Genomic DNA, 19,912 nt, shown 5'->3' on the forward strand with positions numbered 1-19,912 from the left:
TGCGAACACACAAACAGATAACAGTGCGATTACAAAAACAACAAGAGCACTCTGTTTGGTTCCATCTCCCTGATTAGAATAAAAATCCCTGCCTCCACCCTCTAACAGTAACAAATACAACAACAACTATTCACCCCCTCCTCTGCGACCTTTTCTAACAACCAACTATTTAATTATTAAAAAGTTGGCATTGTGCCACCTTGTTAGAACTCGTCAGACACCATTCCCGACAATAAATTAGTCTATTGACTGACGACAGTTCGGCATATCGACGTTGTTACCTCAGAACACTAACCAGAACAAAAACAATACATCTGACTAACAACTCGGCTTTCAACTGTTGAAACCTGAATGGACGTCTTTTGGGGATATCGTATGGATCTTTCTCTTAGTATCAATCGAAGCACGGGCCTCAAGGGACTTACCTTCTGGGGACAATGGGCGCTGGCACAGGGCTTTATCGTAGCCCTGCTGTTTGTATTGGCGGAGCAACACACGGGAACCGTCGCGTTCTACTACCGGATGTGCGCAACGCTGGCGGTACTGGCATCAGTGCCGGCTTACACGTTCAGCGGCGTTTATCGTAAACGGGATAACTATCTGACGGGGCTGGGACGCCTGTTCATGGGCTGGTCCATGACCATGGCGGCGTTGGCTTTCATCGCGTTTGTGTGCAAAGCCGATGAGTTGTTTTCCCGACAGGTCATCCTCAGTTGGGCGGTGTACGGCTTCCTTGGCCAGGCACTGTTGTACGCGCCGCTGCATGCGTTTTCGAAGTTCTACCAGCGTTCGCGTAAAAGCGAGCACAAGACCTTGATCGTCGGCACCGGTGAGTTGGCGCTGGGGCTGGCGAAGAAGCTGAGCCAAATTGAAAACCTGCCGCTGGTGGGGTTGATCAGCAACGGCAAGGTGCCTTCGCTTACCTCGGATGCACCTCGCGTGGTCGGCGCCCAGGAAGATCTGCTGGCGTTGATCGAAGCCCACGATATCCGCCGTTTGTACATCACCCTGCCGCTGTCGGAAGCGGCGAAAATCGAAGCCATGTATGTCGACTTGCTCGGCGCCAACGTGGATGTGGTCTGGGTGCCGGACTTGAACAGCCTGACGCTGCTCAATCATTCGGTGAAAGTCGTGGACGGCCTGCCGGCGATCTACCTGAACGAGAGCCCGCTGACCAGCCGTCCGACCGCTGCACTGAGTAAAAGCCTGATGGAGAAAAGCGTCGCGCTGCTGGCGATCATCCTGTTGAGTCCGGTGCTGGCGATCATTGCCTTGGCCGTGAAGATCAACTCGCCGGGCCCGGTGTTTTTCAAGCAGGATCGCCACGGCTGGAATGGCAAGGTGATTCAGGTCTGGAAATTCCGCTCGATGCGCGTGCACGATGACAAAGAGGTCAAGCAGGCCAGCCGCAACGATTCGCGCATCACCCCGGTCGGACGCTTCATCCGCCGCACTTCGCTGGATGAACTGCCGCAATTGTTCAACGTGCTGCAAGGGCACATGGCGCTGGTCGGCCCACGTCCTCATGCCGTCGCGCACAACAATTTCTACTCGGGGAAAATCCTCGCTTACATGGCGCGTCATCGGATTAAGCCAGGCATTACCGGCCTCGCCCAAATCAGTGGCTGCCGGGGTGAGACCGATACCATCGACAAGATGCAGCGACGTGTCGAGATTGACCTGCAGTACATCAACAGCTGGTCGCTGTGGCTCGACCTGAAGATCCTGGTGAAGACACCGTTTACGTTGTTGTCGAAGGATATCTACTGAGGGTTGGCGTTACGCAATGCATGACCGCAGGGGGACGAAAGTCCCCTTTTTTGTGCCTGGGATTTGGGGTTGACCGAAGTCGGATATGGACCCTGACTCGGGGCTCACTAAGAGCCCATGGGGGAATGGGTATGAATCGGATCTTTGGTTTCGACATCTGACCCTGTAGGAGCTGTCGAGTGAAACGAGGCTGCGATCTTTTGATCGTAAAGATCAGGATCAAAAGATCGCAGCGTTCCGCAGCTCCTACAGGGGATTTGTGGTGGATCAGAGTTTGGGGCTGCGGCGAATGACCCTGTGGGGATGGCTTGCCAGCGATTGCGCAAGGTCAGTCAGTCAACATCAGTGCTGAATGTGCCGCCCTTGCTTCTCACCACTCAACACAATGAGCGTTAGCTCGAGTGCGGTTCTTGATCTTGAAAGCCCGTCGGGAGGCTGAGTGCAGGGATTCATCCGGGGAGGACATCGAAAGGAGGTGCAGCGAAGCAAACCGGAATCGATGCCCCGGATGGATTCCGGAGCGAAGGAACCCCGAGCTTTAGCGAGTGGGCCGGACGTCAGGGCAAAGCCTTTTGGGTTACCTTTTCGGCGTTTGGAAAAGGTGACCCGCCGTAAGGGCGGAACCCTAAGTAGCCGTTACCACAGCAACGGATATGTACCCCAACCAACAAAAACATCATCAACCAAGCGGACGCCTTCGCTGGCAAGCCAGCTCCCACAGGGATTCGGATACATCCGCAATATCAACTGTGCCTGATATATGGCTATCGCCAGCAGGCTGGCTCCCACAGTTTGAACTCAGTGTATTCAGACAAAAACGGGTCGGCTGGCAAGCCAGCCACACGGGTTGAATGTTCGGAAGATCAGTGATTACTCAGTGATCTTCTCAAAGTTGCGATAGAACATATCGTCATCGCGGCTATCGGTCATCGAGTGCAGTTGATAACCACGATTAAGCCGCGCGCCGCCGTCTCGGGTCAGCGGTGCCCAGACCAGGTTGGCCCGGCGCATGGTCGACATGCTCATCATTTCGTCGAACGGGATCGACAGATAGAGCCCCTTGTCGAAGCTACCTTCACCGTACTCGGCGCTACTGGCCGTGGTTATCGTTGCCCAGGCGCCGACCCGCACGCCGTTGGAAAACTCTCGGGAAATGTCCATCGTGCCGCCCCAGTCGCCGGCCAGGTAACGGCCGACGCTGACAGCCGCCAGCATGTCGTAAGGCAAGTCGGTATAACCGGTGACATGACCGGTCACCACCGAGTAATCACGCAGGCCGAAACCCTGGTCGAATTCACGCTGGCGCACGTAGTTGAGGTCCGCGCCCACCGACCAGCGTTCGCCGGTCGGGCGGAACAGCACTTCGCCCCCTACCCCGGCAAACATCGACTCCAGATAACCGCCGTAAACCATGCCGTACAAGTCTTTATCCAACTGTTCGGTGTGGCTCAGCTGGAACATCGGCATGGTCACTTCCGACTCGGTCAGGTACCGACGCAAATCCGTACGCACGCGCGGCAACCCGCTGGGTGCGTCGTAGGTGAATTTGTCGAAGTTGTTGATCAGGTTGGCACTGAGCAAACCGCTCCACCACGTGCTGCGGTTGAAGCGGTACTCGGCGTCCGCGTCGGCACTGAACTGATAGAGCAAACCGTCAGGGCCGCCGACGTTTTGCTTGAAGCCCAGACCCACGCCATAACTGAAGTGCTGCGGCGCTTCGCTGTAGAGCGTTTTCTCGTTGCGCGGCATCGCCGGATTGATTTCGGTGGTGCGGTGCAACGACAGCACCGGCTCCTCGTTGTTGATCACTTCACGAAAGGTCTCGCGCGGCACGCTGGTTTCTTCCAGTGGCAGGTCGTAACGCTTGTTGACCACGGTGAACCAGTTGATGTCGTCGTTGACGCTGTTGTCGAGAACCCGGCTCGCACGACCGACCGCTTTGGACGAATGAAAATAACGCTGCTGCTCGCCATACACGATCAGCTCGGAATCGCGCTGAGTGATGCGCTCGACTTTGTACCCGGCATTTTGCTGCAACCGCTGCGAGACGTTAGCCCAGTCGACCCGCTCCATCGAGGTGGTCGGCATCTTCGCCGGCAGCGGTTCGGGGGTTGGGTCGTAGGTCTTGGCCGGCGCCTTGCGGCTGACGAAATTGGTGTGAAATGTCACGCCGAACATCGCCGTGTTACCGCGCTCCCACGCCGCACTGATGTCGACCGAATCCGCGACCTTGAACACCGCGCCGAAGTTGATCGGCGAGTCCTGCTTGATCACGTTGTCCTTCGGCTCGTGCTTGTAGTCGTTGCCTTCGTATTCGAGTTTCAGGCTCAGGCGATCCCATGGCGTCTGATAACTCACGCCGCCGAAAAACGAAGGTTTACCGCGAAAGTACGAACCTGAGTTGACGTCACCGGTGCCTTCGAGCGCGGGCCGGGTATCGAAGCGATCACTGACATAGCCCAGCGGGTTGTCGATGTCGCCGCGATTGCCCAGGTAACCCCAGGCAATGCCGGCGCTGAAATCGAAATTGTCGTAGCGCTTATTGGCGACGAAATATTCACTGGAGAACAAACCCGTACCGCCGATATCTCGGAAGCCCAGCGCCACATCGGGCAGCCAATGGCTTTCCTGCCACAGCCGGACTTTGGCGTCGACCGCCTTATCCTTATAGCTTTGGCTGCCGCTGAGGGCCTCGGAGCCGTACGCCCGGTTGGTGATCGCGGTGTAGCGAAACGAGCCTTCGAGCCAATCCAGAGGCTGCAACGAAACGCTGTAACGGCTGTAAGGCTCGGTGCGGTTGGCGTTGACGCTCAACTCGCCGGCCGGGGCCATGCGCGCCGTCGGCGTCTGCAACAGGCCCGTGCCACCGAAGTCACTTTGAGTAATACGCGGCTCGGCATGGGCCAGACCAACGGGCAATAAAAAAACAGCTGCAAAACGAAAATTCAACGAACCACCTCAGCCAATTGCGTGGCAATCAATTCGGCCAACTGCTGATTCAGTTCAGGAAGAGGCGGATCAAGATCATCATTTTTGACCGGCACCAGAATCTTGCTGCCGGCGACGGGAATGTGCCCGCTCTCGCGATTCCAATGCGCAATACCGACGCGCCGCGTAACACCGTTGGGCTGGATCAGCCACAGGTAATCGGCCTCGGCATCGCTCAGGATCGAACAGCCTTGCAGGTATTCGCGAGCCTCCTGCAACGGTTGATACGGCAAGTGGCAAGGCTCGGCGACAGCACCGAGCACTTCCACTTCGTCGATGCGCTTGGGGTAGATCAGACGATCGCCATCGTCCAGACGGATGTTGCGCGCGAAGCCGACTTCCACCGCGACCGGATCGAGATCGGCGATCTGCCGGCCAGTCACCGGCATCTGCCGGACTTGCTCGGTCAACCGTTGCGCCAGCGCCACACGGCTCGGCATGTCAAAGAGCAACGCCATGCGCTGCAAGACATCCAGATCAAACAGCACGCCAGCCTTGAGTCGCGTCTGCTCCTCCAGCAATGACTGGCGCAGCAACACCCCCGCCAACCAATAACCTTCGGCATTGGGCACCGCTTCGTTGATCACATCGAGCAAGCGCCCGCCCGCCGGCAGTTCGACCGGCCCGGGATTGGCGACATCGCCCGTCACCGTGACAGCGGCCTGGCTCACACCGGCAATCACCATCAGACACGCTGAAAAAAAGCCAAGACGCTTCACGGCAGATGCCTGCGATCAGGTGTCAGTTGCACGATTCTGACGCGCAGTTGCGAGGTCAGTTGCTGCTCACTCTTGAAGATGAAACCGTCACGCGGATCGACCCAATAACGATTGGTCGCACTCAGGCCGATGGCCGGAGCGTCAATGTGCTCATCGACACGTAGCACGGTGTATTCCTTGTCAAGAATGTCGAGGGTTTCCGTCGAGCGGCGGGTGAAGCGACTGTTGACGATCACCCCCACTTCCTGGCCCTTGTAGAGGTCGATCCAGCGCCGCGTGGTAAAGCCATCGGCGACTTGATGCAGGCCTGATTTGAACGGCGAGTCATCCGCCAGACGCGTGCCGTCGAGATCGCCCTCAAGGCCCAGACCAATGCTGCGCACGGCGAGGCCATCGCGCAGCAGCAGCACTTGCTTGCCGGAGGCGACCCAGAACTGCAGGTCTTCACGCTCACGCACCAACGCCAGCACCCCGGAGCCGGACGGCGTGGTCAACTTGAGTTGCGGATAGCTGACCTCGGCCACCTGGGCCGGCGTCACGTCCACTTCGTCAGGGCCGATCACCGCCGATTTGAGGTTGTTCAGCGACGCGCTCATCAGTGGGTTACAGCCGCACAACAACAGGGCCGCCATCAGGCAGACACCCACTTTCAACGTGTTCACAGTCGGCGGCCTTATTTGCTGTTGTTACTGAATTCGCTCCAGTTCTTCGCAGCGGAAGCCCCGGATCCGACAATCGACGCCGACGGCACCAATTGGCTGATGAAGCGGTTCCAGCGCGTCACGTTCGCAGGGCCGACATAAACGACATCCTGCGGGCGCACTTCGAAATGCGTGGCGAGCGCCATGGCGGTCGGCGACTGGGCATTCAACTGGTAGATTTTCGCCGGCTCGACGTCGAGGTTCTCTACGCCGCGAATGACGTAAACCGCGTTGCCGTTGGAGGTGGTCTGGCTCAAGCCGCCGACCGAACCGAGCACATCGGAGAGGTTCATCGTCGCCGTCTTGAAGCTCAATGCGCGTGGCTGGTTGACCTCACCCATGACGTAAATTCGCTTGTTGTCGTTGTACGGCAGGTACAACTGATCGCCGCCCTTGAGGTACACGCCTTGCAACTCGGAATCATGCTGGTTGAGCGAGTCGAGATTGAGCGGATACACCCGCCCGTTACGCGTCAGCAGCAGGCCGGACAAGTCCGCGTTGCTGGTATCGATGCCGGCCGAACCCAGCGCTTCGACCACGCTCAGCGGATTGGTCGAAATCGCCTGCGGGCCGGCCTTCGTAACCGCGCCGGTGACCACCACTTTCTGGCTGGCGAAACGCAACACGGCGACGTCCACCTGCGGCTCGGCGATGAACGCCGACAGCCGTTGTTCGATGTCTGCGCGCAGTTGCTGGATGGTCCGGCCGGTGGCCTGGACTTCCTTGATAAACGGGTAATACAGCGTGCCATCGGAACGCACCAGACGGCCGTTGGCATCGATCTGTTGCTGCGCACCGGACGGCGCTGTCAGCTCGGGGTGATCCCAGACCGTGATGTACAAGACATCGTTATTGCCGATGCGGTACTCGGCCGGGGTCGTCAATAACTCCGGCGGCAGCGACGTGCGCTTTTGCGTGGCGCGGGTGGTGGAGATCAGCTTGGGCGTGATCGGAATCAGCTCGACCCGACTGCTCTCACTGGCACCCTGGCGGGTGATGTCGCTGGTGCTCAGGTACTGGCCGGGGGAAAACATGCAACCTTGTAAAGCGAGACTTGCCAACATTAAAAGAGAAAAACTACGAGTCATAATGGCACTACGCTATTCAAGGGCGGATCTAAAAAAAGAAGTCACCCGACTTGCGTCGGGCGACCCTGTACTGCACTAACAAAAACCGCTGTTAGTTATGCGTGCCGGTTGTACCGGTGGTACCCGTCGTACCGGTGGTACCGCCGTTGGCACTGCCACCGCTGTTGGACGCCGCTACTGCACTGGCGACCATTGCAGTACTGGCTGCAGGGGCTTGCGAAGCCGCTACACTACCGCCCACATTGGTCACCGCAGTAAGCGGCGCTTCAGCTGCGGCAGCCCAGTTGCTCAACATCGTCAACAGGGCAACTGCCATCACTTTCTTCATATCAACTCCTTTCTAACATTCGACCTGTTAAAAACCGGCCGGTGCTAGAGGTGGTAGAGTTCAAGTCCGCGAAAAATGCGAACAAGATCCGTTGTTCTTTCACAGTCTTACGCAACTGATAAAAGTCGAACGGCAGGTTTATATCTACGGACTTGCAAAAGGCATTTCCAGCGTATTTTCCCGACGATATCTAACACCTGACCGAAACTAACATTGGGCATCAAAACGACATTATCGGAGATAGCCCTTCGGATGGTTCGATTGCCAGCGCCACGTGTCGGTGACCATGTCCTGCAAGTTACGCCTGGCTTTCCAGCCCAGCTCTTGCGCAGCTTTGGACGCGTCGGCCCAACTCTCGGCGATATCCCCCGAACGTCGCGGCATCACCCGATATGGCACGGGTTGTCCGCAGGCCTGCTCAAAAGCACGTAACACTTGCAACACGCTGTAGCCATCGCCTGTGCCGAGGTTCCAGGTATGAATGCCGCTGCGTCCGGAAATCGACTGCAAGGCTTTCAAATGCCCGTCGGCCAGGTCGACCACATGGATGTAGTCACGCACTCCGGTGCCATCGACCGTGGGGTAATCGTCGCCAAAAATCGACAACTCTTGCAGGCTGCCCACCGCGACCTGGCTGATATAAGGCAGCAGGTTGTTGGGAATGCCGTTCGGGTCTTCACCCATATGGCCGCTGTGGTGCGCGCCGATCGGGTTGAAGTAACGCAGCAAGGCGATGCTCCAGCGCGGCTCGGACTGGCACAGATCACGCAGGACGTTTTCGACGATCAGCTTGGATTGCCCGTAGGGATTGGTCGGGGTACCGGTCGGAAAGTCTTCGCGGATCGGCATCTGCGCCGGCTCGCCGTAGACCGTGGCCGATGAGCTGAACACCAGGCGAAACACCCCAGCCGCCGCCATCGCCTGACACAACGTGATGCTGCCGCTGACGTTGTTCTCGTAATACTCAAGCGGCTTGCGCACGCTCTCGCCGACCGCTTTGAGACCGGCGAAATGCAGCACGCCGTCGATGGCATGCTCGTTGAATATCCGGTCAAGCAGCGCCCGATCGCAGACATCACCGCGAATCATCTGCGCACTCTTGCCGCAGATCGCCTCCACCGCATGCAGTGCCGCATCGCTGCTGTTGCAAAGATTATCCAGCACGACAACTTCATAACCTGCTTCAAGCAGCGCAAGTGTGGTGTGCGAGCCGATATAGCCGGCGCCACCGGTTACCAGAATCTTCATAGCGCGGTCCGTGATTGGATAAGTAACAAGTAGCGTGTCAAGCCTGTTGTTGTGGAGATGTGTCGCAATCCACACAAACCAGGCGACAACAACCGAAAACAAAACTAGTTCAATGACTGGCAATAAATATTTTTGCAGGTCACACTGTATTGCCCGGTACTTATTAGCACTGCAAGTGCACTCATCACTATCAACAGATACCGACTAAAAATAACTAATAACGCGCCATCCGACATCTCATAACATTGTTGCGATTTACCGGCGCATTCAATTGCTATTAATAACCTGACTCAGGTATTAAAGCAGTCGTTCAATAACTATTGAAACTTGCACTCCTTCGTTAGTGCGCGCACCCGTTGGCTGTGTTCCATGACTGTCCAGGATACTTTTATGATTCGTAAATGTTTGTTTCCCGCTGCCGGATATGGCACGCGTTTCTTGCCAGCCACCAAAGCCATGCCGAAAGAGATGCTGCCGATCGTCAACAAGCCGTTGATCGAGTACGCCGTTGAAGAAGCGCGAGACGCTGGCTTGCAACACATGGCCATCGTCACCGGCCGGGGCAAGCGTGCGCTGGAAGATCATTTCGATATCAGCTACGAACTTGAACACCAGATCCGCGGCACCGAGAAAGATAAGTTCCTTGCCGGCACCCGCGAGCTGATCGACACCTGCACCTTCTCCTACACGCGCCAGGTAGAAATGAAAGGCCTGGGCCACGCGATTCTCAGCGGTCGTCCGTTGATCGGCGACGAGCCATTCGCCGTGGTCCTGGCCGATGACCTGTGCCTAAACCTGGAAGGTGATGGCGTGCTCACGCAGATGATCCAGCTCTACAAGAAATTCCGCTGCTCGATCGTAGCGATCCAGGAAGTCCCGGCCGATCAGACGCACAAGTACGGCGTGATTGCCGGCGAGCTGATTTCCGATGGCATTTATCGGGTCAACAACATGGTCGAAAAACCGGCGCCGCAGGATGCGCCTTCGAACCTGGCGATCATCGGTCGCTACATCCTGACGCCCGACATTTTCGACCTGATCGCCGACACCCAGCCGGGCAAGGGCGGCGAGATCCAGATCACCGACGCCCTGATGAAACAGGCGCAAAACGGTTGCGTACTGGCCTACAAGTTCAAAGGCCTGCGCTTCGACTGCGGCGACGCCGAGGGTTACCTGCAAGCGACCAACTTCTGCTACGAAAACGTCTACCTCAAGGGTCGCTGAGACAGCCCACGCACCCACCGCCCACTTATCATTTCAGGCAGGCCTCTATGAACATTGCACAACATTCGGCAGACATTGAACGTGAGGTGGGCAACCTCGGGGTGGTCGGTTGGTTGTCGCGTCAGCAGCCGTTGCCCAGCGCCAACGAGTCCTGGCTGGGCACCATTTTGCTGGTGGAGCGCATCGGCATGTTTCCGTCCTCCGGCGACATTCGCCGGCCACTGGCCGATCCCTATCCCCTGCTCGCTCACCTGAAAAAGCTCTATGGCGAGCAGGCGCTGGAAATCGATGACCACGACGGCCTGAAAGTGATTTTCAGCGACTGGCGCTTCCGGGTGCGCATCTGCTGCAACGACCCGGCGATCATCATCAACGTGGAGACGCGTTGTGATACGCGGTTGATGCCGCAGAAGCTTGCGGAGTTGTTGAGTCAACTGGACGCCTTCGAAAAAGCGTAAGCCCCAACGTTGACCTGTGGATCGTAAATCCCGGTTATCTCTGTAGGAGCTGCCGAAGGCTGCGATCTTTTGATCTTGGAAAACAAAGTCAAAAGATCGCAGCCTTCGGCAGCTCCTACAGGGGTATGCGTTTTCATGCCTTCACACGCAGGACAGGGGAACGATCAAAGTGGGGAAGCGGCGCAACCGTCCTTGGCACCAGTGATCCAGCCATAGAAATAATCGGCAATCACCTTGCCGCCCGTGGCCGGCACCGGATGAATCTTGTCCGGGCCGATCATCGCCGCCGCGTAGCGTTTGACGTCGCTGCCGAACGCGCATTGCAGATTGGCGTACCCCAGATGCTGGGACTGAGCCCAAGGCTGCAAAACCTGCGCATAAGCCGACATCGGATAGGCACTGGAGCGCGTGGTGTCCTGACGCATGATCAGGTTGATGCTCGCCGCTGGCTGAATCTCGCGGATCATTGCCACCAGCCCCTGCACATTGTGCAAATACGTCTGCGGCTTCACGCCAAAGCCCTGATCGTTGCCACCGAGCATGATCAGATAAACGTCGGCAGGAATCTTCGACACGGCCGCTTTCCATTGTGTCTGCCACTTCGGATCGCTGTGGTAGAAGTCAGCGGATGCCGCACCGGAGGCCGCCAGTTTGGACACCCGCACGCCGCCCTGATCGTTGCTCATCCACAAGCCGAACAGGGTTGGCGCGCCGTTCACCACTTCGAGACGGAACGCCCAATCCGCCGCTGTCGGCGTGTCAGGCAATGGCACCTCTTGTACGCCGGAACCAGCGAGCTTCAAGGGTTTCCAGTCTTGCGATGGCGTCCAGCGATAGCGGATCTCACTGGACTCACCGTTGCCCAGATAAAGTAATTTCGCTTGAGTGACGACGGTGTTGATCGCCGGTGTCGGGCTGGCATCGACCTGCAACCATGCACCGGGCCGCCCTGTCACCGTTCGGCTATCGGGGCTGGCCTGGCCAAGCCCGGAGACCTTCCAGTCGCCGCCGAAATACTTCTCGCTGCTGCGGGTGTATTTGAAGTGTGTGCCGCCCAGCGCCGCGCCGTGGTTGAAACCGACGTAGCCAGGCCCGGCAAAACCCACCTCCCCGGCCACCCGCTGCACCAGTTTGTTCAGATAGAAATCCTGTCCGGCGCTGTAGCTGTCGCCGATCACCGAAACGGCCAGCACCTTGCCGGCCTTGCCTTCACGCCACTGGGCAAAGCGCTCGCGCGCATCCCCCACCTCAACCACCGCGGCCGCAACCGGCTGAGCGTCATCAACTGCCAACATGCATAAATTCCTTCATTCAGTTACGGCCCCTTCGCGAGCAAGCTCGCTCACACAGGGTTTGTGGTCATCCATTAAATCTGTGCATACCAATAAACCTGTGGGAGCTGGCTTGCCAGCGATGGGGCCGAGTCAGGCACAGATTCATTACCTGATCCACCGCCATCGCTGGCAAGCCAGCTCACACAGGGATGGTGTGACTTACAGGGATGATTGGGTTGGCACCACCGGGGGGATGGGTACCAGTGGTTTTTTGCTTGCCGCCCGCTCCCCCAGAAACAGCACCGAGGTCACGTTGAAACGACTGAAAACCATCGACAACACCACAGGTCCAAGCAACCCGCACGCCACGCCGCCGAGCACCAGCACGCTCTCATCCTTCACGCCCAAACGTCCCAGGACAAACCGCGAAGTGGCGGCAAACAGAACATGGAAGAGGAAAATCGCATAGGAATAACCGCCCAGCCAGGTCAGCCACTTCGAGCGCATATCGCTCGACAGCAGCGCGAAACAGGACACGCAACCCACCGTCAGACCAATCACACTACGGCGATCAACAATCAGCTCGCGATCCACCGCCGCGACATACAACAGCGTCAGCGAGATCAGCACAAACACCAACGGCCCGATCATCTTGAATCGCTGCCTCAACGCGTCGACGCTCTCTTGGCCGATCATCCCCGCCACGAAAAACGGCAGCAGGTAGATTGCGCCGTTGATGCCGAACGCGTCGAACGTGAACGGTGGCAGCAGAAATATCGCTGCGGCAAAGGCAAACAGCAGATACAGGCGCGTGGGCGAACGCAGCAGACCACGCCACTCCAGCAAGCCGACGAACATGAAAATGATGAACACCGCCTGCAAGAACCAGAAGTGGTTGATCGGCACCCAGAACGACAACAACGCGTCGATCACACCGACATCCTTGTTCACCCCAGGGCCGACCGCTTGCAGCACCGAGAACGGCACGCCCACGCAAAACAGCGGCACGATCAGCCGCCGAACCTTGCCGGTGAAGAACGTGGAAAAGTCATTCCCGCGGATTTTGTAAATCGAGTAGATGTAGCCGGAAATGAAGGTGAACAGCGGCATGCGCACGTACACCATCGAGTCGGCGAGCACTCGAAACGGTGAGCCCAGATCGATCTTCAAGCCGCCGCCCAACGGGCCGATGACGTGATAAAGCACCAGCAGCAGGCACGCCAGGCCGCGCAGGGTTTCGATCTCCAGGGACTTTTTTTTGCTCGACATAAAGCACCTGCCTCAATTCAGAATTCTTGATTCAACCTGCACCGGTTTGTTCGCGCGCAGCATCAATCCCAGGCCCACGAACAGCACTGGCACGACCATCGAGAAGTGCCGGGCGAAGGAGCCGAAGTCCGGTTCGAACAAACCCTGCACCAGCAAAAACGCCAGCGGAATCGCGATCAGTTCCTTGGGTTTGGTCTGGATCGGTGTGCCCTTGTAATCGGTGGAGGTGATGACTTTGAACAGCAGCAGCGCGGTCATGATCATCAAGGCAACGAAGATCGCCTGACCCGGCCCGGACAGCAGAATCAGCTCCACGGGGAACGACAACCGGAAGAAGATGATCATCGAGTCCAGCGCTTGCGAGACGAAGTCACTGCCGCTGAGCCACGACACGATCAACGATTTCGAGCCCTCCTCCCCCGCCGTGCGCAATTCGTTGTTACTCGCGCGAATCGACGACACCGGAAACCCGAGCGCCAACTGAATCGCCATGGCAACCGCCAGATAGAACATGAACAGCATCAGGAAAAAGGTCATGCGCGACACATACTTCTTCATCACACAGACGCCGACCCAGGACAGCGAAAACAGTATCCAGTAAGGCCGGATCAATACGCCGTAGATCACCGCCGACAGGAAAAACCCGCCGCGATATTTACGCGTCAACGAGCTGAGCAAAATGCTCAGCACCGCCACCGAGACGATGATTTCCTTGGTCAGGTTTTCCAGAAAAAACGAGCGGACGATGCCCCACAGACACAGGGTGCCGAAGATCGCCAGCGGCATGCGCCGAAACACCACCACCGGAATCGCCGTGAGGAAGAAGTTGCAGAACATGCCGTAGGCCCAGGCATTGGTCAGGTTGATCCCGGTGGGCCGCAGCAGGAACGCCGAACACTCGTAGGAGGAGCGATCCGGCGAGAACGGGTTCCAGAAATTGCAGTTGTCGGCGCGTGCATAGGACGACCATAACGTCATGGCATCCGGCCCGGGCGCGCGAGGGACCAGCAGCGGCATGGCCACCGACAGAAACAGGCCTGTGAAGAGGATCAGGAACGACACGTACGAATCAAGTTTCTTGCCACGAAACTCGATGCACGGCAGCTTCAGGCCCATGACACAGCGGCCTTCTTCACGCCGGTCACACGGGTCAACACGGCAATCACGCCAAGCTGCACGATGACCGCAAAGACGTTGCCCCACGCCGCGCCATAGATCGAATAGTGCTTGATCAGCAGGTAGCTGACCGGCACCGAAACCAACAGGCAGATCGCCGCGCTGGCGAGTGAAACGCGACTGTTTTTCGAGGCAATCAAACCGCCCCAGACGATGTCGCCAATCGCGCGCAAGGCGAAAGAGAAGATCAGCACAGCGAGGATCGCGTTGTCCGGACGTGGCACGCTGGTCGCGACGTAATCGAGCACCACGTTGAAGAACAGATAAATCGCCACCGCTACTACAGCGGACACCGCCAGTGAGCGCATGACCCATTTGTTGACGAACAATTGCCTGACCGTGAACGCTTGCTGATCGGCCTGAAAACGTTTGGCCAACACCGGAATGCCGACCACCGCCACCACCGCGTAGGACAACGCTTGCAAAGTGTTGGCCGCCGACCACGCGTACACGTATTTACCGAGGCTGGCGTAGGGTTCGAGGTCGATGATCAGAAAGCGCTCGGCGTACTGACTCAACGCGATCAGACCGGTGCCGAGGTAGAACGGCAACCCGGCCTTCCACACAGTCGCGGTGGCCAGCGTTCCGGCTTCTCGTCCCCGATGCACGTTCACCACAATCAGGTAGCCGGCGATGATCACCAGCACGTTGGCGACCACCCACAGCCACAACACACTGGTAATGCCCGACACCCAGCCGAGCATCATCCCGCCCACCGCCAACAACGCCCACAGGCCAGTCTTGATGAAAAACAGCAGCGCGCCCGCAGTGGCTTTCTGCGCGGAAAACACGAACGAGTTGATTTCGAACGACAGGTGTTCGGTGAGCAACACCAGGGTTACGCAGAGGATCAGCGCCATCGGCGCCTCGACAGCCTGGAACAGTGAGTAAATCAGCACTGTCACCACCGATAACACCAGCCCCACCGCCAGATACAGCAGCAAAACCTTATCGACGACCCGGCGCGAACTGCCGCCGACACTGATCAGCCGATTGATTTCCGAACTGAAGCCGACGCTGTAGAACTTCGAGGCAATCAACGATGCCGCGACCACCACGCCGTAAAAGCCCAATGCCTCATAACCGAGATAATGAGTGATCGCCAGCACCAGCAAAAACTTCGCGCCCAAGGCTCCGCCGCGAAGCAGTAGCCGAAATATCATCGAACGATCCCTTTGATGATCTCGTCCATGGCCACGGTTTTTGCCTCGATCTCGCGGCAGGTGTCGGTCAGGCGTTTACCGAAATTCGACAGCGCGTTCGGCGCGTAAACCGTGTTGATGATGGTGTCGACATTGATGTCGCCGCCGTTGATCACCCAGTCCTCGACACCCATGTCCTGATAGGCGCCGAAGCCTTTGCGTTCGTAGCTGATGTGGTATGCCGGCACGCCCGAGAGCAGCGATTCGATCGCGCCGTGCAAGCGCACGGAAATCACCAGATCCGGCTGATACTTGGCAATTGTCGCCTTCAGCGACAGCAAGTCTTCGCTGATGCCCAGTTCGCGATAGAACGCGCCGTCATCGTTGCCACGCACAGCGCTTTGCACGGCGCAGACCACTTTGCTTTTGTTCTTCAGGCGTTGCAGCAGCAGCTTCAGATTGGCGACGTAGGCGACCTTCTTTTCCTTGCTCCACTCAGGAGGCTTGCGCAGCACGACGCACACCGTGGCCGGGGACGCGGCGCAACGGGTGAACTTGGGTTGCTGCAGAATTTTGCTGGCCAACGATTGCACGGCCAGATCCGGCGCACGATAGACGTTGTCACAGGCATCGAAGATCGCCGACGAACGATTGTCGCGCACGAACACCGCGTCGGCGCTGGCGTAATGCTCGACGATTTTGCTGCTCTCGCCATGGAACGGGCCGATGCTTTGCGGCAGGTACACCGACGGCACTTTGCTGAGGATCGCGGTTTCCAGTTGCTTGGCGTGGCCGAGTTTCAACTTGATGTGCTCGAACGCACTTTTTGAGCGCATGTAACCGCCGCCGACGCCGACGATCAGGTCAGTCTTGCGCAACAGATCGGCGAGCCCTGCGTAGGACTGATTGAGAAACACCGCTTGCTTGACCCGCCCCAGCCCTTTGGCCGCCATCACCGGCGCGTCAAAACGTGGGTGCGGCAGGTAGCTGAAGGATTGCGGATCGGACGCGACAACGCTGATCGCGGTGTCGTCACCAAAGTTGCGCTGCACCAGGGCAATGGCCAGATCGACAAGAAGACCGTCACCGGAGTTGGACGCACTGTAGCCATGCAAAATCGTTACGTTCATAAGCTTGAGTTCTACTTAATAAGTGGGAGCGCGATACAGGTCGTAGGTCTGGCGGATCATCAACGCGGCGCTGAAACGCTCGCGGACAATGCTGCGGCCCTCGTTGCCGAGGTCGAGCAACCGCGGCTTCTGGATTTTCGCCAGCACGTCCGCCAGCGCCTGGTGATCACCGGTCGGGAAGACGTAACCGGACACCTCGTTGCTGACCAGCTCGGGCAGCGACGTGCAGTCACTGGCGATCACCGGCAGCCCCATGGCCATGCCTTCCAGCGGCACCATGGCAAAACCTTCCCAGCGACTCGGGACGATCAACGCATCGGCTTGTTGATACAGCGCGTGCACTTCACTCGGTGTGACCCACGGCAGATATTCAACGCCATCCATGGGCGGGCACTCGACCACGTCCTCGTTGACCGCACTGCCGACCACCGTCAGTTTCAGATCGTTGCGCTGCACCTTGGCGTAGGCCTTGAGCAACACGTCAAAACCTTTCTGGTAGTCGAGGCGGCCGACAAACAACAGATGAATCGGCTCGGGGTTGGCGATTTTTGCCGCCTCGTCCCGGCGATGAATGCCGTTGTAGATCAGGCGCATGCGCTTGCGCTCGATGCCGAAACTCGCGGCTTTATCGAGTTCGTACTGGCTGACGCAGATGATCACGTCGGTGACCTTCTGCAAGACACGCTCGATCCACGCATAAACTTTCTGCTTGATCGGCGAGCTTTCCATCAGAAACGAAAACGCATGCGGGCAGTAGACGATTTTCGGCTTGCGCCAAGGTCGCAACAGCACGCAAACGCAACGGCCGATCACCCCGGAAAAGGTGCTGTGCAGATGCACCACATCGGGTTTTTCCTTGATCATCACCTGCGCCAGGCGCCAGGCGAAACGCAGCAGCGACGGCACGTTGCGCCCGGTTCGGGCGAAGGTGCGGATCTGCTGCGCAGCAATGCCGTGCAGCTCTTTTTCCTGATCCTGCGGGACCAGATAAACCAGCTCGTAATTGGCAGCATCGTCTTCGGGCGACGTCGAAATCGTGCGAATGACCGTCGCAACGCCACCTTTTATCGTCTCAGCCACGTGCAGTATTTTTTTCACAACCACCCACTCCAAATTTAGAAAAATCGCGGCAAATCAGGATTTGTCGGAGGCGTATTCGTAGTTGTAATAGCCGTAGCCGCCGTTGCCGTAGTAACTGGCCGCGCGCTTCTCGACGCCGTTGAACACCGCACCTTTCAACTCGATGCCGTTCTGCGCGAAGCGGCGAATGGTCAATTCGATTTCCTTGGCCGGGTTCACCCCGAAGCGCGTGACGATCAGGCTGATGCCCGCCTCACGGCCAACAATGGCCGCATCGGTCACCGCCAGCAGCGGCGGCGTATCGATGATCACCACGTCATACAGCTCGCTGAGCTCTGCCAGCAACTCGCGGAAGTTGGCGTGCATCAACAGCTCGGAAGGATTGGGCGGCACCTGCCCGCGACTGATGAAATGCAGGTCAGCGCCTTCGATTTTTTTGATCGACTGCTCGAGGCTGCAGCGCTTGACCAGCAGATCCGACAAACCATTGGCGATCGGTACGTTGAGGGTTTTGTGCAGATGCCCTTTGCGCATGTCGGCGTCGATCAGCACCACACGCTGACCGCTTTGCGCCATGACGGCGGCAAGGTTGGAAGAGACGAACGTCTTGCCGACCTGCGGGCTCGGCCCGGAAATCATGATGCGGTTGTTGGTCGAGTCCAGTCCGGCGAAGTGCAGGCAGGTACGCAGGCTGCGGATCGACTCGATGGACAGATCCGTCGGGTTGCGCAACGCCAACAGGTACGCCGGTTTGTCCACGCCATCGCGGGCGCGACCCTTTTTGCCGTCCTCTTCCTGTTGCAGCGCGCTGTAAGGAATCGATGCGTACACCGGCAAGCCAAGTTGCTCGATCGCCTCCGGCCCTTCCAGGCCACGACTGAGGGATTTGCGCAGCAACACCAGGGCGACGCCGACGAAGGCGCCGAGGAAGGTTGCGATAAGCACGATCAGGGCTTTTTTCGGTTTGACCGGGCTGGTCAGGTCGGCATCCGCCGTGTCGATCAAGCGCACGTTGCCGACTGCGCCGGCACGGACGATGTCCAGTTCCTGGGATTTGTTCAGCAATTGCGTGTAGATCTGCGAGGCCACTTCAACATCGCGGGTCAGGTTCAACAGCTCCTGTTGCGTGGCCGGCAAATCCTGAACCTTGCCTTCAAGCGACCTCTGCTGTTGCGTCAATTCGCCGATCTGGCTCATCAAGGCGCGATAGGCCGGATGCTGTTTGGTGAACTTGCGATCCATCTCCGCCTGCTGCATTTTCAGCTCGGAAATCCGTGTATCGAGCGCCACGGTCTGACCGAGCACCGACTGGGTTTCCAGCGAGATATTCACGGTCTTGCCGTGCGTCTGGTAGGCGTTGAGCGCATCACTGGCCTTGGCCAGATCACGTTTGACCTGCGGTAGCTGGCTCTGCAGGAAAGCCAGGCTCTGCGCCGCTTCGGCAGACGTGCGGCGCACATTCTGCTCGACGTACAGCGCCGCGATCTTGTTGAGGATCTTCACCGCCTCAGGCGCATCGGCGCTGGCCAGCGCGAGGCGGATGATGCCCGACTCTTTGCCCTGCTCGGAAATATCCAGCGCATCCTGATAGCTCTGGATGGTCACGATCCGTGGATTGCGCACCACCTGGAACTGCGTGCCAGGATTGGCCGACAGCTGGGCGATCAGCCCCTTTACGTCATCTTGTGCGAAGGCTTCACCGACAACACCGTCTACCAGCACGTTGTCGTTTTCATCAAACAGCTTGAAGTGATGTTGTTCACCGGCAATCAGCGTGAGCTTTTTGCCCAGCAGTTCTTTTGGCAGGTCCAGCCGGGCGATCTCGACACGCTCGCCGCCCCACGCATAGCTGTTCATGCCGAACTTTGGCGGCGCGACGCTGAACTCGGTTTCGCCGCGATAACGGCGAGCGAGAAAACCGCCAATCAGCGGAAAGGTATTAGGCGTGACATCGATATCCAACCGCAGGTCATCGACGGTTTTGCCGATCACCGCGCGCGACTTGATGATGCCAATTTCGGTCACCGACGGCGATTGCCCACCGAGCATGCTGTTGAGGTCGGAAAAACCGAGCATGTCGTTCTTTTTCGGTTCGACCTGCACCAGCGCGTTCGCCAGGTACACAGGCGTGGCCAACACCGCATAGGCAACGCCGGCAGCCATAAAGGCACCGGTGAGTGCGCCGATCAACCATTTCTGGTCTATCAAACTGCCGAATATGCCGAGTAGATCAATACTGTCTTGATCGTTGTCACGGTTGGCGATTACTGACGGTAACTGCATAAGTCTGTTCTTACCATTCACTGATCTGAAGAAT

At 58.0% G+C, this 19,912-nt stretch carries 16 protein-coding genes; 3 read left to right on the top strand and 13 right to left on the bottom strand.

Annotated features, from left to right (window positions below; translation table 11 throughout):
- Positions 1–375 precede the first annotated feature (375 nt).
- Positions 376–1,770, top strand: a complete 1,395-nt coding sequence (locus JJD74_RS21400) for an undecaprenyl-phosphate glucose phosphotransferase (RefSeq protein ID WP_042560124.1) — start codon at positions 376–378, stop codon at positions 1,768–1,770.
- An 870-nt stretch (positions 1,771–2,640) separates the two neighbouring features.
- Here JJD74_RS21400 and JJD74_RS21405 read toward each other — a convergent pair.
- The 6 genes from JJD74_RS21405 to galE form a co-directional block, all read right to left on the bottom strand.
- A complete protein-coding gene (locus tag JJD74_RS21405; RefSeq protein ID WP_200616752.1) occupies positions 2,641–4,719 on the bottom strand; it encodes a YjbH domain-containing protein in 2,079 nt (692 codons plus the stop codon).
- Positions 4,716–5,444, bottom strand: coding sequence for a capsule biosynthesis GfcC family protein (locus JJD74_RS21410; protein ID WP_200616779.1), 729 nt, complete (start codon positions 5,442–5,444; stop codon positions 4,716–4,718). Before JJD74_RS21410 ends, JJD74_RS21405 begins: the two co-directional genes overlap by 4 nt.
- A gap of 29 nt (positions 5,445–5,473) precedes the next feature.
- The gene (locus tag JJD74_RS21415; protein ID WP_047302185.1) at positions 5,474–6,139 is read right to left on the bottom strand and encodes a YjbF family lipoprotein; all 666 of its coding nucleotides are present in this window, start codon (positions 6,137–6,139) and stop codon (positions 5,474–5,476) included.
- A gap of 11 nt (positions 6,140–6,150) precedes the next feature.
- On the bottom strand, positions 6,151–7,212 hold the full coding sequence (locus JJD74_RS21420; protein WP_047302187.1) for a polysaccharide biosynthesis/export family protein: 1,062 nt from the start codon (positions 7,210–7,212) through the stop codon (positions 6,151–6,153).
- Between the two features lie 145 nt (positions 7,213–7,357).
- Positions 7,358–7,594: a hypothetical protein gene (locus JJD74_RS21425; RefSeq protein ID WP_016775457.1), complete on the bottom strand. Its 237-nt coding sequence runs from the start codon at positions 7,592–7,594 to the stop codon at positions 7,358–7,360.
- Between the two features lie 231 nt (positions 7,595–7,825).
- Positions 7,826–8,842 carry a UDP-glucose 4-epimerase GalE gene (galE, locus tag JJD74_RS21430; protein WP_200616753.1) on the bottom strand — a complete coding sequence of 339 codons (1,017 nt, stop codon included), beginning with the start codon at positions 8,840–8,842 and terminating at the stop codon, positions 7,826–7,828.
- Positions 8,843–9,232: 390 nt separating this feature from the next.
- On the opposite strand from galE, the gene galU reads away from it, so the two are divergent.
- Together galU and JJD74_RS21440 are read left to right on the top strand one after the other, a co-directional pair.
- On the top strand, positions 9,233–10,066 hold the full coding sequence (gene galU, locus JJD74_RS21435; RefSeq protein WP_200616754.1) for a UTP--glucose-1-phosphate uridylyltransferase GalU: 834 nt from the start codon (positions 9,233–9,235) through the stop codon (positions 10,064–10,066).
- Between the two features lie 47 nt (positions 10,067–10,113).
- Positions 10,114–10,524, top strand: coding sequence for a mannose-1-phosphate guanylyltransferase (locus tag JJD74_RS21440; RefSeq protein ID WP_200616755.1), 411 nt, complete (start codon positions 10,114–10,116; stop codon positions 10,522–10,524).
- Positions 10,525–10,688: 164 nt separating this feature from the next.
- Here JJD74_RS21440 and JJD74_RS21445 read toward each other — a convergent pair whose 3' ends face one another.
- The 7 genes from JJD74_RS21445 to JJD74_RS21475 all read right to left on the bottom strand — a co-directional run bounded on the left by JJD74_RS21445 (position 10,689) and on the right by JJD74_RS21475 (position 19,878).
- Positions 10,689–11,819 carry an SGNH/GDSL hydrolase family protein gene (locus tag JJD74_RS21445; protein WP_115147224.1) on the bottom strand — a complete coding sequence of 377 codons (1,131 nt, stop codon included), beginning with the start codon at positions 11,817–11,819 and terminating at the stop codon, positions 10,689–10,691.
- 198 nt (positions 11,820–12,017) lie between these two features.
- On the bottom strand, positions 12,018–13,067 hold the full coding sequence (locus JJD74_RS21450; RefSeq protein ID WP_200616756.1) for an acyltransferase family protein: 1,050 nt from the start codon (positions 13,065–13,067) through the stop codon (positions 12,018–12,020).
- Positions 13,068–13,079: 12 nt separating this feature from the next.
- Positions 13,080–14,183, bottom strand: a complete 1,104-nt coding sequence (locus JJD74_RS21455) for a hypothetical protein (RefSeq protein ID WP_042560133.1) — start codon at positions 14,181–14,183, stop codon at positions 13,080–13,082.
- Positions 14,174–15,406 carry a polysaccharide biosynthesis C-terminal domain-containing protein gene (locus JJD74_RS21460; RefSeq protein ID WP_042560134.1) on the bottom strand — a complete coding sequence of 411 codons (1,233 nt, stop codon included), beginning with the start codon at positions 15,404–15,406 and terminating at the stop codon, positions 14,174–14,176. The genes JJD74_RS21455 and JJD74_RS21460 overlap by 10 nt, the downstream gene beginning before the upstream one ends.
- Positions 15,403–16,515: a polysaccharide pyruvyl transferase family protein gene (locus JJD74_RS21465; RefSeq protein ID WP_047302206.1), complete on the bottom strand. Its 1,113-nt coding sequence runs from the start codon at positions 16,513–16,515 to the stop codon at positions 15,403–15,405. Before JJD74_RS21465 ends, JJD74_RS21460 begins: the two co-directional genes overlap by 4 nt.
- A gap of 15 nt (positions 16,516–16,530) precedes the next feature.
- Positions 16,531–17,613 (bottom strand): glycosyltransferase, encoded by a 1,083-nt coding sequence (locus tag JJD74_RS21470; RefSeq protein ID WP_200616757.1) that lies wholly within the window; start codon positions 17,611–17,613, stop codon positions 16,531–16,533.
- A 36-nt stretch (positions 17,614–17,649) separates the two neighbouring features.
- Positions 17,650–19,878: a polysaccharide biosynthesis tyrosine autokinase gene (locus JJD74_RS21475; protein ID WP_200616758.1), complete on the bottom strand. Its 2,229-nt coding sequence runs from the start codon at positions 19,876–19,878 to the stop codon at positions 17,650–17,652.
- Between the last annotated feature and the right edge of the window lie 34 nt (positions 19,879–19,912).

This window comes from Pseudomonas sp. MF6776, assembly GCF_016613125.1.
Classification (GTDB): Bacteria; Pseudomonadota; Gammaproteobacteria; order Pseudomonadales; family Pseudomonadaceae; genus Aquipseudomonas; species Aquipseudomonas iridis.

Coding starts and splice junctions, on each gene's coding strand:
- JJD74_RS21400 (WP_042560124.1), top strand. CDS start 376: ATGGATCTTTCTCTTAGTATCAATCGAAGCACGGGCCTCAAGGGACTT.
- JJD74_RS21410 (WP_200616779.1), bottom strand. CDS start 5,444: ATGGTGATTGCCGGTGTGAGCCAGGCCGCTGTCACGGTGACGGGCGAT.
- JJD74_RS21420 (WP_047302187.1), bottom strand. CDS start 7,212: ATGTTTTCCCCCGGCCAGTACCTGAGCACCAGCGACATCACCCGCCAG.
- JJD74_RS21425 (WP_016775457.1), bottom strand. CDS start 7,594: ATGAAGAAAGTGATGGCAGTTGCCCTGTTGACGATGTTGAGCAACTGG.
- galE (WP_200616753.1), bottom strand. CDS start 8,842: ATGAAGATTCTGGTAACCGGTGGCGCCGGCTATATCGGCTCGCACACC.
- galU (WP_200616754.1), top strand. CDS start 9,233: ATGATTCGTAAATGTTTGTTTCCCGCTGCCGGATATGGCACGCGTTTC.
- JJD74_RS21440 (WP_200616755.1), top strand. CDS start 10,114: ATGAACATTGCACAACATTCGGCAGACATTGAACGTGAGGTGGGCAAC.
- JJD74_RS21445 (WP_115147224.1), bottom strand. CDS start 11,819: ATGTTGGCAGTTGATGACGCTCAGCCGGTTGCGGCCGCGGTGGTTGAG.
- JJD74_RS21450 (WP_200616756.1), bottom strand. CDS start 13,067: ATGTCGAGCAAAAAAAAGTCCCTGGAGATCGAAACCCTGCGCGGCCTG.
- JJD74_RS21455 (WP_042560133.1), bottom strand. CDS start 14,183: ATGGGCCTGAAGCTGCCGTGCATCGAGTTTCGTGGCAAGAAACTTGAT.
- JJD74_RS21460 (WP_042560134.1), bottom strand. CDS start 15,406: ATGATATTTCGGCTACTGCTTCGCGGCGGAGCCTTGGGCGCGAAGTTT.
- JJD74_RS21465 (WP_047302206.1), bottom strand. CDS start 16,515: ATGAACGTAACGATTTTGCATGGCTACAGTGCGTCCAACTCCGGTGAC.
- JJD74_RS21475 (WP_200616758.1), bottom strand. CDS start 19,878: ATGCAGTTACCGTCAGTAATCGCCAACCGTGACAACGATCAAGACAGT.